Genomic DNA, 13,540 nt, shown 5'->3' on the forward strand with positions numbered 1-13,540 from the left:
ATCGACTGCCCATCGCTGCGCATGCGGCCAATGCGTATGACGGAAGAAAAGCGCCGCGCATGCTTGCGGCACCCGCGACGGATCGCACGCAAGAGCGGGCAGCAGGCGCCGCGCTCGCCACATCGTCACCCGCTTCAGAGCAGTTCAGGAATCGGATCGCGCACGGCCTGAGTGCGTGCGGGCGTCGATCGCCTCTCTCACGCAATAGGCGTCGGGGGTCGGTGCCGAAACGGCCGGCTGCGCGGCATACACACAATAAACCGCCGATGGCACGTTGATCGCCGGACGTACGCAATAGGCGCCCTTCGCCTTCGTCCCGGCCGGCGCGTTGTCGGCAAGCGCACGCACGCAGTACGCAGCCGTCGATTCGTCAGCGAGCGCGCGCACGCAGTAGGCGGCGCTTGCGGTCTCCGCAAGCGCGAGCACACAGTACGCCGCGGACATCCCGCCATCGCGCGCCGCCGCGCCGAACTCCGCGTCCATCAAAGACTGACTCGCTTCGATCAGGGCCGCTCGCCGCGCCTCGTCCGCTTCGTCGGCGTCGATGCCGAGATACGGATCGTGATGAATCATGTGCCCGAAAATGCGCTCGCAGTCGGCCGCGTAGCGCTGCGTATCGAGGATATGTATGTGCCAGAACTCGTCGACTTCCTCGCTTGGCACGACCTGCACCTCCGGATACTTTGCGGCAAGCTTGAGAAACTGCCGATATCCGGTCTCCGCACGCGCGATCGCGTCCGCGCCGAGGCGCCCCTGGGTACGGTGCGCGAGCTTCGCTTTGATCCGCTCGAAATCGAGCGCATCGATGGCTTCCCACATCGTCGCAACGTCTAGGTCTTGCACTTGCATGGTCTCGCTCCATCAGGTGTGGCAAGAACGCCCCGTCCCCGAGTGCCGGACGTCCTTGATATCGGGCCTCGGCGCATCGCCGCAGCCACGGTGTACCGGTCGATCGAGGAAGACCCTCATATCGCCGGCGGACAATGGGCGGCTGAAGAAGTACCCCTGCACTTCGTCGCAGCCCTCTTTGCGAAGGAAATCGATTTGCGCCTGCGTTTCCGCGCCTTCCGCGATGACGGTCAGCCCAAGGCTGTGACCGAGCGCGATCACGGCGCTCGTGATCTGCGCATCGCTATGGCTTTCAGGCAGATGGCGAATGAACGAACGATCGATCTTGACCGTGTCGATCGGGAAACGGTTCAGATAGGCCAGCGACGAATATCCGGTGCCGAAATCGTCTATGGAAAGGTGCACGCCTGTTCTCTTCAGGCTCGTCAGCCAACGCACAGCCTGCTCGGGGTGCCGCATTACCATGCTTTCGGTCAGCTCGAGTTCGAGCAGTTCTCCCGGCAGTTGCGCCTCGTCGAGCGCTTCGAGAATGCGTTCCAGCAGACGCCTGTCCGCGAACTGCCGCGCCGAGAGGTTGACAGCTACGTGGATGTCGCCGAGCCCGCTCGAGCGCCACTCCGCCGCCTGCCGGCAAGCTTCGCCCAGCACCCATTCGCCGATCGGCACGATCGCCCCCGTCTCTTCCGCGAGTGCGATGAAGTCGCCCGGCATCACGAACCCGAGCGTGGGGCTGTTCCAGCGGATCAGTGCCTCCACCCCCATGCAATGATTCGTGCGCAGATCCACGCGCGGCTGATAAAAGAGCGTGAACTCGCGGTTTTCCACGGCACGGCGCAAGCAGGCCTCGATCTCCACGCGGCGCTGCAGCGACATGCCCATCTGCCGCTGATAAAGCTGATAGGTGTTCTTGCCGCGCTGCTTGGCGCCGTACATTGCGATATCGGCCGTTTTGAGCAATGTCTGCGCATCCTGGCCATCGCTCGGGAACGTGCTCACCCCTATGCTCGCGCTTACCTGTAATTGCACGCCGTCGGCGACAAACGGCTGCGCGAGCGCCGCCTGAATGGTTTCGATCGTGGTGAAGACGCTCTTCGTTCCCTCGCTCGCGCACGGTTCTTTCAGCAGCATGATGAACTCGTCGCCGCCGAGCCTCGCCAGCATATCCGCCTCGGGCACCCGCGCCGCGAGACGCTCGGCCACGGCACGCAGCAGTTGATCGCCGACGTTGTGTCCTAGCGAATCGTTGATGTCCTTGAAACGGTCCAGGTCGATGAACAGCACATAAAGCGCGGTGTTGCCCGCATCGGCGCGCTCCAGCGAATCCTCGAGATGCGCCTTGAACATGAGGCGGTTCGGCAAGCCGGTGAGCGCATCGTGATTGGCGAGGAAATGCAGATTGTTCTCGGCCCTCCTGCGCTGCAAAAAGTGATTCATCTGGCTCGCGATGGAGCGCGCCATCGCCAGTGCCTGCGGCTCCACGTGCAAGCGCTCGCGCGCGTAGAACTGCGCCACGCCCAATACCTCGCGGCTCGTCGTCAACGGAAAGGAAAACGTCGTGACCATCCCGCCCGCGGCAAGCCATGTAGATGCGCCGCCCACCTTCGTGCCGTGCCCCACGACCCAGTGCGGCGACTCCGGTACCTCGTCGGCCGATACCTCCTGCGCACGCTCGCCAAGCCACGATGCGAGCGCCGGCTCATGTGCGGCGTGCACGACGCGTAGCCGCTGCCCCAAGCCTGCCGGCGTGGGCCAGAATGCGCCCGCATCCCAGTCCATGCCGCTCGTCAGCAATTCCACGAGTTCGCGCAGCACGTCGTACTCGTCCGCGGCCGTCGCGAGCTGCAGCGTGAACGCATGCTCGAGCTCGCGCACGCGATCGATTGCTTTTTGCTTGGTGATTTCGAGCGCGGTGCCGCGCAAACGCCGCGCCCCCGGCGGCCCGCATGCGCGGCCGATGATGCGCAGCCAGCCGCGCCGGCCGCGCGCCGAGCGATAGCGGCATTCGAATTCGAACGGCGCCCGCGCAATCAGCGTGTTCCTGAAGTGAGCAACGAAGGCTCGGCGGTCCGCGGGTTCGATCGCGCGCACGAGCACGGGCAATGTCGGAGCGCGACGCCAGCCGATGAGCCGCGCCATCTCCTTCGAAAAGTGCACGGTTCGCGCATCGAGGTCGACGCGCCAATCCCCGAGGTGGGCGATCCTCTGTGCTTCAGCCCGCGCCATTTCGCTCTCGCGCAAATCGGCCGTGATGGCATCGGCGAATTGCAGTGCGCGCGCACGTGCACTCGATAGCGCATAGGCAAGCCCCGCCAGCAGCAGGCTGATGACAAGCCCCGATATCAGCGAGAAAAACGGCAGGTACCGCTGCGAGCCCATCAGCACGGCGGGGTCGGCCGAAAAGACGATCAGCCAGCGCCGTCCCGCGAACGGCAAATGCGCCTCGCGCACAAAGTCGCGATCGATCGCGCGCTCCGGCGTCGCCCGCGCGTCGTTGGCCAAGCGCGCGACCATGGCCACCCGGCGCGCGGTGCCGCTCGAGCTGGAAGCGGCGGCGCCCGTCACGCTGTCGTAAAGCAGCGAGTCGTCGGATGCGTTCGCGTTGGCCGCTCGCAGCGGGCCGGCATCGTAAATGCGGTAATGCATGAGCCGCAGCGTTTCCTCGCTCAGCAGCCCCGTCATCATCCCGTTGATACGAATACCCGCGCCGACGGAGCCGACATAAGCGCGCCTGCGATCCTGCACGGTGCCGGCCGGCATGCCCCGGCGGTACACGGGCAAACGCATGGCCAGGCCGATCTGCTCGGGGCCGTGGCCCGCGATAATGCGGCGCCCGCTGCTGATGGCCTCGCCCGAATCGCGTGCAATGGCGAGCGCCATGCTGCGTGCGCCGCCGTCTTCCATGTCCACGCCGAGCGCGGGCCGGTTAATCTCGAGCGGCTCGACGTAGGTCAGTATCTCGTGGGTGGGACCCGCGCCTTGCGAGCGAACGGAGAATTCCACGCCCTCATTGCGCAACAGCGGATCCGCGCGCTGCTCGCCGGTAAAGCGCGGCAAGTCCGCCTGTTGCAGGCGAACCGCAAAATTAAGCGTTTGGAATCCCGGATAGCGGCCAGGCAAGTCGAGACCATTGACGAAGTCGCGAAACTCGCTGCGTGAGACCTGCTCATCGGCGCCGAAAAGCGCACGCATCGTCACCAGAACGTCGGAATAAAGCCGCACGCGCAATACGATTTGCTGCTCGACGCTACGCGAATCGTTGTCGAAGCGCAGCTTCGCCTCGCGTTGAACGAAAGCGCCCAAGAGCGAGTAGACGATTGCCGTTGCCACGAGGCCCAGCAACAATGTGCCGAACGCCAGCCCGCCGGCATAATGCTCGCGGCAATAGCGCCGCAAGTACTTCAACCCCTTGCGCACCACCTTCCCCCCGGGCGATGCGCGCGATCTTGCGTCGCGAACCGCCGATCGGCAATCACACCCGTCGCATGGTGCGCGACTTGCATGCGCGCCAACGACCGCGAGATGCCTTCAAAGCCATTTGCCGCTCAGAGCGGCCTTTTACCCACGAAAAGAGAATACCCCGCCCCAATGAAATTAAACAACACCAATGACTTCGACCATCTTATTTTTGAATCTCGATTCTTGTTTTGATATGTTCGGAGGATAACCATTCTTACGCGCCTTTCAACCAAAGGAAACCCTATCAACGCAAACCCGAAAATATAGTATTGATCGTTTTCAAATTTGCGACAGATCAAGGAAGCCCCCGCTTTTTCGGGGCGCCATGTACAGTAAGAATTAACTTAAAAAAGATGCCGCATACCGAACGACACGACCGTTTGACTGGACGAACTCGATGCGGGCAGCAGAAAAATTTCGGCGCGCGCACCCGCGCTTGCATGCAGCCGGACGGCAGCGAGGTAGATATCGGTGCGCTTCGAGAGCGAATAGTCGCCGCCAGCCGAAAGTTGGGTCCATCCCGTTTCGCCGAGCGACGAACGAGCGAGGTGACCCGCGAGCGAGAACGCATAGCTGACCGTGTACTTGATCCCGCCTTCGATCGTGCGCAGCGAAGCATGCTGCCCCGACTGCCGAAACCCCACCGCCGTATACACGGCGTGCAGGTTGGCGGGCCCGAGTTGATACCCGGCGCCGATGCCCGATACCGTCAGCTTGTCGAAGGTCTGGAATCTCGGCAACAAGCCTTGCGGCGATGTACCGACGAGGGACTTGCCGAGCACCGTCGAGCCGATTCCGGCAACCGCCGTGAAATCGTGTATCTCCACATAGGCCGCTCCGGCCTTGAACGGGCCATAGCCGTAGGTGACGCCGAAGCTCGCGGCACTGCGCGACACGAAACTTCCCGGTTGGCCGCCGAACGAATAAAGTGCGCCGAACTGCCAGCCGGCGAGATCGGGCGTGACATACCGCACCGCGTTGTCGAGGCGCTCGGCGCCGAGCCGATCGAGGTCGCCAAGATGGAAGGCGAAGACGGCGGGAGTCAACGTTCCGGCCGAGAATGCCGTCAGGTTCGTGCTCATGAAATCGTATTGCCGGCCGAATGTGAGGGTGCCGAACCGGTCGCTGGCGATGCCCACCCAAGCCTGACGGCCGAATTCAAGACCGCCCTGGGAAAACCGCCCGTCATTGACCGTGAAACCGTTCTCCAGCCGGAAAACGGTCCGGTAGCCGCCGCCGAGCTCCTCCTGGCCGCGCAGGCCCCATCGGTTCGATTGCGCAATGCCGCTCGTTTGCGTCCAACTGCGGCCGCCCGCGGCGTTGCTGACATATGCCAGCCCCCCGTCGACGATGCCGTAAATCTGCACATAGCTTTGCGCACACACTTCGCTCGCCAAGCCGAGAAACACCGCACATACAATCCAGCGTTTCATGATGCCCCCGATTTTATTTTTCGCGCGAAAGTGGCCCGACACTCCGGTCATTTTTCGACTTCTGGCTGGCAGAATACGCCATTCATGCCTTGCATGAGCGGCTTTCTTTGAAGGTGTTGAAATACCGCTCGCCGATACGTCCCCTTTCAAACAACCGCACCGATTGCGTCAAGCTGGCTCGTATTAATCCTGGACAGTCCGCTGTGCACTTACTCCATGTCGAGTAGAGAGTCGCGGGGAAGCGGTACTGCGGCGTGCTTCGCTGCAGTAACGGCCGAAGGCGGCAAAGGCGGCGGCTCCCCGGCCGAGAGTTTCGGCGCGGCCATTGCCGGGCCGGAAATGAAGACGCGCGCCGGCAACACGAAATGCCGCAACTGCAGCACATCGAGCGGCCCCGCGCCGGCCTCGCTGCGCAATTGCACGCTCAGCGGGATGCCCTGGCTCGCGTCCGGCGTCCACGCGAGCAGATAGCGCGCGCTGTCCTGTTGCGTCGCTTTCGCCCGCTCCAGCAGCCGGATCAGGCCGAAGCGGCCTTGCGCATCGAGCGCCGTGCGCAACCCGCCCCGCTCCGTTTGCCATTCGATATGCGACAGGTTCTCGAGCGATTGGCCCGGCCACTCGAACGGCACCCACGCCTGCTTCTGGTTGAAGTAGTGCAGCTCGCGCCCCGACAACACGAACTTCATCTCGGTCACGCCCGGCGTGGGCACCGCCTGCAGTTCGTAGCGAACGTGTGCGTCGCCGGACGGAAACAGCACCGTCGAAACGCGCGCAAGCCGGTTCAGGCTGCTCAGAAAGGCCGGATCGATCGCGAGCGCGCCCTGGCTGGCCCCCTGCGCGGCCACCCAGCGGTCGCCCTGCCGCTCGATGACGCCCGCGAGGTGCGTGGTCACGAACTGCGTGATGACGCCGTTGTCCGGCCGCATGAAACGCGCCATTTCCGGCAGCGACGCATCGTTATCCGAATCGGCGAACGGATAGCGGCCGCCAAACGCCCTGTTCCACTCCGTGACGATCGCCGTGCGCCAGATTTCGTTCAGGCTCGAGGCGGCCGGCTGTACCACGACTTGCCATGCCTGATCGAACGGCGAGCGAAACAGCTCGCCGAAGCCCGACCATCGTTGACCGAGGCTCGCGGCCACGCGGCTTGCGTAATCGCGGCTGTCGGCGATATCCGACGCCTTGCCCTGCAAAACCGCTTGCGCGGCAAGACGCGCCATCGCATCCGGGTCGGGGTTCGAGACGATCTGCTCGAGCTTCAGCCGCATCGCCGTCACACGCTCCAGATAACGCGCAAGGCTCAGGTCGCTCGTCGCGGCGAGTTGCACGGCAGCCTTGCCGTTCGCGGGCATGCCGGTGGCCAGATCGCTGCCGGCCAGCCGCAGAACGGGCGCGAAAGCCGACGCCAGCGGTGCGAGCGGCGGCTGGGCGCGCTTGGCCGAATCCTTCTCGCCCGCGTTGACGAGTTGCTGCGCCTTGCCGATCAGGTTGTCCGCGAGCGACTGTGTGTTCGCACCCGCCCCCGCCTGGTAGATGACCGCATTCATCAGCGCGACGAGCGGCGAGCGCTGCGGGTCGCCCAGCAGGGCCAACTGGTCGGCCGTGGCCGAGAGCGTCGGCGCCCGCTGCCAACGCACGCTGTTGAGAAACTGCGCCCACGCGCGGGCGTAGTCCTCGAAATAGCGCTGGCGCAGCTCGGCTTGGAGCGTCGACGGGGCGGCGTTGGCAGCCTTCGCGTCCGACAGCACCCAGTCGCCCGCGAGGTTGCGCTGCGCGCTCGCGTCGTCGATTGCTTTGGCAATCCGCTCGTCCCACGCGGCGCGGGTGAAGACACCTGGGATCGTCGCCGAGGTGTTGAAGAGGCCCCGGCTCGTCGTCTCGCCCAGCAGGCTCGTGAGAGACACCGGTGGGTACTTCGGCGTCGCTTCGTCGATGATCTGTTGATAGAGCGCGTCCTTGGAGTTCTGAATGCCGCGCACGCCGATGATCGTTTGGCGCGTTGAGGCGACGAGTCCGAGGTCCGGGGGAACCGGCTGCAATTTGCCGCCTGCCAGGTGCTCGGCGAAGAAGGCGAGCGTGTGTTGGCGCAGGTCTTCCCAGGTGCCGGGCGATACCGGAGCATTGGCTGGGCGCGCCGGGGCCGCTGTTGCGACGAGCTGGGGGGTCAGGAAAGTCGCCGCGGCGCGTTCCGGCTTGGCGAGCATGAGGTAGGCCTTGAGTGTGTCGTAGGCAGTCTGCACCTGTGCATCGCCGCCGCTGGCGATCTCGGCGTCGGACAGCGACCCGAGGTGACGCAGGTGCGCCTCGAGTGTCTCGTGGATCGGGGCCACGAGGATGCGGTTGGCCGCGTCGGTGTAACGCGGCCATAGCGCTTCTAGTAACGCTTCGTCCCGGTTCAGGCCGAAGCGGGCGGCCCACGGCGCGCCGTCGCGTTGATGCGTTTCCAGTGTATCGATCTGACGATCGAGGCGATCGAGCACTTGCAAAGCCTGGGGTGGGTTGCCGAGGCCGGACAACTGGGTCACGGTGTCGGTTGCGCTTCGAATCGTCGCGCGGTTGGCAACGCCGGAGAGCATCGTGCCGGCCATCCAGCAGGCGATCAGGCCGGTGGTGAGCCATGCCGCGGACGTCGATAGCGAGAAGCCGATGCGGCGGCCGTGGACCGTGCGGCTGTGTTCCGCAACGGTCTGCCAGATTGCACGGTGTGGGGGCCGGACAGGCGGCGCGGCGTTGCTCGCGTCATCGGCACGCAGCAGTGCCAGTTCGCGCTCCTTGGAGAGCGGTGCGAAAAGAAGACCGTGGACCGCGTGTCGCCAGACACGGGACTGGGATGTCCGCACAACCAGATCCGACAGTGCGCTGCGCAGGTTCGAAATGTGCTGCGACAGTTCGGCGGGATAGCGGTCGCGAGCGTTCTTCGTCAGCCGCACGACGCCCGTGTCCGCGAGGGTGTTGGCGAGGCCTTGCAGCGACGCGTCGATCTCGTCCGCATTGACGCGTGCGTTCGACCACGTAAAGCCGATTGCTTCGTCGGGGCTCGATGACTCGCCGTCGAAATCGGTGATGTCGAGCAGATACGCGGGCGCGGCCCAGCGCAGCGCGCGGGCATGGCGTGCGAGCCGGTGAGCAAGGTCATCGGTATCGAATGGCGCACTGACTGAGCCGCGGTTGTGCGTCACCGCCACAATTGCGTCGATCGGGCGGTGGCGGCGCAGGCGGCGGATCTGGTCGAGCCAACCAGTGTCGAAGGTGTCGCGCGTTTGCTTGGCGTAGAGCAGGATTGTGTTGCCGGTGAGGGCATAGCCGGCGTCGACGAGCCCCGGTGCAAGGCGTTTGACGAGCGATTCGTCGCCGGCGATCAGCACCCAGCGATCGCGATAGCGCCAGCGCCAGCCGTGGCGGTCACGCAGCGCGTCGCGGAGATTCGTGCTGCGGTAGGCGTTGACATCGACCACGTCCTCCTTCTGCGCCGCTCCGATTCTGGCCAGCGGATCGCGGTCGTACCGCTTGCTCGATCGACCGGGGGCATGCTTGGCCACGATCCGCCACGCACCTGCCAACGGTGCGCGCAACGCCAGCAGGAACACGCCGATGACGACAATGACCAGCACCCGATGAAATGGCGACGGGTCCAAGGTCGATCCCTTGAACCAAGCGACCAAAGCAGCGGCGATCGTCGCTGCAATCACAATAATCCAGTAGCCGAAGATTTTGTGTACCTTCATGCATTCAATTCCATTTGTTCTTTTGATACTGCTGCTGGTTGCGCGACTGCGAGGCGCAACGATCGTTCTCTCCATGCCGTGAACTGCGGGACACCGGTTTGCTCGGCATGTTCGATTGCAAGTGCGACGGCAAGCCACCCAGCGCACACGCCGGGGTTGCCCAACGCTGTATCGATGTCATGCAAGCCTGCCAGTCCCGTCGTTTGCGACAGGGCCAATTTTGTGTTCGAGGCCGTTTGAAGAAGCGCCCCTTTATCTTCGCCGAGCATTGCCGCCTGCCAGAGGTCGCTCACTTGCGCGGGCGTCGCCTTGCCCCACAAAAGCGCTAACTGGACGTCGTCATCCAGTACAGCGGTATCGACTTCCAAGGGACGATGCACCATCGCCAGGGGCCGAATCCCACGTCGGTCGGCGAGGGGAGCCCATCCGAGCAATAGCGCGACCGCAGCTTCAGCACTGTTTTCTGGCGGAGCGTCGTGTAATTGCGCTGACACAAAGAGAACGAAGCGCTCGAGCGCGGGACCGCCTTTAATGTCGAGCCACTCGTCCAGCGCCATCAATCCCTGATCCGCCGAAAGCAGGGTCGCGGACGCGTGTCGTAGCCCCGACTTCGACCAGCATTGACGCCACGCTTGAAGGCGCATCTCTCTATGTTCGTCATCGGGTAAATGCAGACGCACGTCCAAAGGCACGTCTTGCGGGAGCGCCATGATTGCGGGGCGGATTCGCATCAGCAGACTCTCGAAGCACGGACCATAACGTCCCATCCCATCTTCGTTGTCGATCAACGGCAGCGATGTGTGGCGCTTTCCGTCCTTTCCGTCCTGAGAAGTTTTCGCGGCAAGTGTCGCCTCGCCTTCGGCGATCTTCTTTGCGACATCCGCAGTGCCCGAGCCACATAGGTAGCTCAATCCCACGACTGCAAGGGGTTCGCTTGCAAAGCGAATTGCTTTTGCCTGATCTTCCCGCAGAACTTCATCCTCGGCTCTTTGTCGTGTGACTTCTTCGTCGTAGTAGTGCAGCCGCAAACCAAATGCGAGCGCCCATGCAAGCGCGGGTAACGCGAGTAGTTGTACCCAGAACCACGGCGTGCCGGTAGGTTCCGTCTTGGGCCATGTCAGCAACGTACCGACCACACCGACAAGCATGAAGACCACAAACAGCGCCAGCCAGACAACAGCTCGCGGCGGGCGAGGTTCGTCCGATCGTTGCCGCGGGGAAACAGGAAGGACAACCGGCATTGCCCGCCCTTCAGATGAGGCTGGAGATCAAGCGGCAACCGCACACGGCCCGGTAGCCGTGGCGAGCGACCGGCACGCCGTCGTCCGTCATCGTCTCGTCGCCATCGATGATGAGATTGGGTGTGATGTCGTGTTTCGGGCAGGACACTTCGTCACTCTTGCGCGCGACAAAGCGGCCACCGAATTTCATTGTTTTCGAGGCGGTGATGACTTTCCCACCATGGTCCGTGGAATCGCCCAAGAGAACCAGATCGATCATTCGTCATTCCTTGGCAAGATTGTTGAGCGGTGAAACGTCGCTAATTGGCGAGCCGATCCCCAACGGGTCCGGGTAGCGCTGCGAGCCTTGGGTCCACGCGGCGGCATCCTGAAGCTTCTTCAGCTGTTCCTCGCGAATCTGATCGGGGTTCGGGAGAATTTTCTTAGCGGCTTTATTGGCGGCGTCCTTGGCCTTGTCGATGGCCTGATCTTTGCCACTCTTGTCCTCAATCGTTCGCAACTGGAGAAACACACTGTCTCCGAGTGAAATGTTATTCGCCCGTGTGATGGTGTTATGGACAAAATGGTCAAAGAAGGCGAGCACCTCCGGCGACAGGGAGGCGGGCTTCACCCACGCGGTTGCCAGCTCCCGAACCCTCGGATCGCGAATGTCATCGACGCTGTGAGTCTCACCCAAAAGATCAGGGCGCGGCGTCCCCTTCTCCGCCCCGTTGTAATAGTCTGCCCTGGCGTTGTAATCGGGAGTGGGCGTGCCGGGGAATATCTTGTTGTAGACCTCTGCATCGATCGTGTTAACAAAAAGATGGCTGCCGGTGCTGTTTGTGCCTGTTCGGTCGTGCAGAGTACGCGCCCACGAAATGAACAACTTCTGATGCGCGAGGAAATGATGCTCGAGCGTACTTTTCCCGCGGGGCAATAGTGCGGCGTAGGCCTTGAAAAGGTCGTTCACCGTGGCGGTTTTTCCGTTTACTAAAACCGTCTTCGTATATGTGAACAGCCTCAACGTGTCGGGGTCATTCTCAGCGCGCATGTCTTCCAGTCGTCGCACCGGTACCCCAGATGCCCATGCCTGGTCGAGCATGTTTGTCGCCGAAACCTTCGCTAGCTCCGCTGATTTCCCATCGTCGCCCTCCACGAAGCCCCCACCTACATCCGCCTGACTGCCGGGATAGACGACTTCAGTCAGGTTGCCGGCTTCCTTCGAGTTGCGCGGAGAATCGATCGGCTTGTAGAAGCGCAGCTCGGTGGCAGCCACGTGGTGGACAATCTTACGAAACTCCCCCGGCGTGTCGAATTGGCCGAGCGTCCGTTTGCCGAGCGCGACCAATTGACTGAGCCCCTCGATCGCAACCCGGACCACGACCCCGCCCGCACCCCCGGCTTCCGGAGTGGTAATCGTCCCGGCCGCCATTAACAGCTGTGTTCCTGCTTTCGCGAAGAAGCTGTCGCCATAGGCACTCGATACGCTGTCGAACAGCCCCATGAAGTCGAATAGTACTTCTGCGCCTTGATAAGTAATTTTCTCCCCGTCTTTCTTGCACACCTTTTCGATCAGTTCATTCGCGAATTTTCGTGCAGCAACCGCTCCCCGGTCGAAACCGAACATCGAAATCCGAATGAACTGGATAGGTCTGGGATCGCTGCGGGCTTGCACGATGATGTCCGTGAAGTCCTTCTTCGCTTGATCCACCCGTGCGTCAAAACCCGTTCCGAGCCACGCGGCCGGCGCTCCCATATCCCGGACACTTGGAATGGCGTCGGCAGATGCCTGTACGATCACCGGAATGATTGTCTTCACGCTGGTGACCGACGCACCCACCTTCTTCAGAATCGCACCCGGTTTGACTCCCTCGCCGAACTTCTCGAGAGCGTGGACAAGAGCGGACTTCACGCCGCCGTTCGTGCCTGTGCTGTAGGCTTCCGTTGCGCCTTTCGCAAAATCCTTCGTGGCTTCCTTGCGTGCGTCACGGATGCTGTCTTTAACTGCATCCGTGACCGCACGCCCACTTTCTTTGACGGTGTTGGCGGCCAGCGTGCCCGCGATCCCCACTGTTTGCTTGGACAGCGGGCGGCCCATACCTTCGTAATAGCGCCGGTAAATACCCTTGTCGCTGTCTGACTGCTTGTGCGCCAAGAACAATCTAGCGACATTGGACAGAGCATCTACATCCTGCGAGGTCTTGCCGAATCCATCGAAGAAGAAGCTGATGTAAATTGCCTGGCGGCAGCGGAAACAACCATCCGGCGGCGCAGAAGGCTGGGTGAGTGTGAAACTCGCCGCCCGTCCCACGCGATCGGCCATGGACGGACTATCTTCCGCGGCTGCTGAAGCCGAAATGGCCGTTTCTTTTGTACTCATACCGTTTCACCTTAATGCGAACCATTTGGAATATGTGGCGTTGCCGGGAAATCCACCCATTTCGCTTCGATCTTCCTTCCCGGCAGGAAGTGGAATTCGATGTAGCCCTCGTGCTTGTTCGGCAGCTCCGGAACCGGGATGTCGGTTTCGTAGGTTTCGTTGGGTAAGTTTTTGTCAAACTGTTCCCACGTCAATCCAAGCGCGACTTTGATATGCAGCGTCTTTGCGTGCTTCGGGATGTCGAGGCAACATACTTCACCACCGCCCCCTCCCCCTCCCCCTCCCGTGTAATGAGCACTGGAGTTCGCGCCCCAAGTGCCGTTAACCCAAAAGCTTGCAATGTTGCGATCGGTGTAGTTGTAGCCAGCAATGTGATACGGCCCATACGTTTCCTGCGAGCACGCTCGGCCGACTACGAACACAGTGACACAGGCGAGGAGCAGCAAGCCTCCCCAGCGTTTTAGAATATTCATCAGT

The 13,540-nt window shown here is 62.5% G+C and carries 8 protein-coding genes; all 8 read right to left on the bottom strand.

Annotated elements, in window-relative coordinates; genetic code table 11:
• Positions 1–144 precede the first annotated feature (144 nt).
• The 8 genes from U0034_RS23600 to U0034_RS23635 all read right to left on the bottom strand — a co-directional run bounded on the left by U0034_RS23600 (position 145) and on the right by U0034_RS23635 (position 13,536).
• Complete coding sequence (locus U0034_RS23600; protein WP_176072617.1) at positions 145–849, bottom strand: glycine-rich domain-containing protein; 705 nt, start codon at positions 847–849, stop codon at positions 145–147.
• A 12-nt stretch (positions 850–861) separates the two neighbouring features.
• Positions 862–4,251: a bifunctional diguanylate cyclase/phosphodiesterase gene (locus U0034_RS23605; RefSeq protein ID WP_244951889.1), complete on the bottom strand. Its 3,390-nt coding sequence runs from the start codon at positions 4,249–4,251 to the stop codon at positions 862–864.
• 398 nt (positions 4,252–4,649) lie between these two features.
• Complete coding sequence (locus tag U0034_RS23610) at positions 4,650–5,738, bottom strand: porin (RefSeq protein ID WP_158243594.1); 1,089 nt, start codon at positions 5,736–5,738, stop codon at positions 4,650–4,652.
• 209 nt (positions 5,739–5,947) lie between these two features.
• Positions 5,948–9,463, bottom strand: coding sequence for an ImcF-related family protein (locus U0034_RS23615; RefSeq protein WP_102623150.1), 3,516 nt, complete (start codon positions 9,461–9,463; stop codon positions 5,948–5,950).
• A complete protein-coding gene (locus U0034_RS23620; RefSeq protein ID WP_085230866.1) occupies positions 9,460–10,704 on the bottom strand; it encodes a hypothetical protein in 1,245 nt (414 codons plus the stop codon). The genes U0034_RS23615 and U0034_RS23620 overlap by 4 nt, the downstream gene beginning before the upstream one ends.
• A gap of 10 nt (positions 10,705–10,714) precedes the next feature.
• Positions 10,715–10,963: a PAAR domain-containing protein gene (locus U0034_RS23625; protein ID WP_085230867.1), complete on the bottom strand. Its 249-nt coding sequence runs from the start codon at positions 10,961–10,963 to the stop codon at positions 10,715–10,717.
• 3 nt (positions 10,964–10,966) lie between these two features.
• On the bottom strand, positions 10,967–13,063 hold the full coding sequence (locus U0034_RS23630) for a DUF2235 domain-containing protein (RefSeq protein ID WP_085230868.1): 2,097 nt from the start codon (positions 13,061–13,063) through the stop codon (positions 10,967–10,969).
• A gap of 11 nt (positions 13,064–13,074) precedes the next feature.
• Positions 13,075–13,536: a DUF3304 domain-containing protein gene (locus U0034_RS23635; RefSeq protein WP_085230869.1), complete on the bottom strand. Its 462-nt coding sequence runs from the start codon at positions 13,534–13,536 to the stop codon at positions 13,075–13,077.
• Between the last annotated feature and the right edge of the window lie 4 nt (positions 13,537–13,540).

The sequence above is a fragment of the Trinickia caryophylli genome (assembly GCF_034424545.1).
Classification (GTDB): domain Bacteria; phylum Pseudomonadota; class Gammaproteobacteria; order Burkholderiales; family Burkholderiaceae; genus Trinickia; species Trinickia caryophylli.